Here is a 508-nt window from a genome sequence, read left to right on the forward strand (position 1 = left end):
AAAAAGACAGATTTACCTCGCACCAGCTGCAAATAATCTTCCAGTCCAGCCCATATTTGATTTTCTCTTTTTTCCAAACCTTGAGGAATTATACCAAAAACAGAACATATTTTTCGACCCAAGCTCTTGTTCCATCCGGTCCAATAGGAAACGGAGCTCCTATGAGTTTACAACGTCGTCGCCGTAATAATGTTGTTGCTGTTCGACTTAAAAAAGGATTAACTCCACAAACATAGACACCTTCTCCAAGAGCCGGCAACTCAGTATATCTTTGAGATGGTAACCATTCAGATACTGTGATTCCTTGACGTTGCAACTCCATTGTTAGTTGATTCGTCACAGTACTAGGTAACGAGCCAAAGAGAACTAAAGGCGGATGTTGAACGATTTGCTCTACAGAGTTAAGTCTACCTCCATCAGATCGGCTTGAACCAGCCCCTTCGCTAGGGTCCCTACTGGACTCTAACAAGGCGCCGTCCAATTTGTTATCGGCGTCGGTAACTTCCTG

1 protein-coding gene is annotated in these 508 nt (G+C 43.7%); it reads left to right on the forward strand.

Going from position 1 to position 508, the window contains the following annotated elements:
* On the forward strand, positions 1-236 hold a 236-nt coding region (locus ARGLB_RS23845), incomplete at its 5' end, for a hypothetical protein (protein ID WP_217491542.1).
* Between the last annotated feature and the right edge of the window lie 272 nt (positions 237-508).

The organism is Arthrobacter globiformis NBRC 12137, from assembly GCF_000238915.1.
GTDB classification, from domain to species: Bacteria; Actinomycetota; Actinomycetes; order Actinomycetales; family Micrococcaceae; genus Arthrobacter; species Arthrobacter globiformis.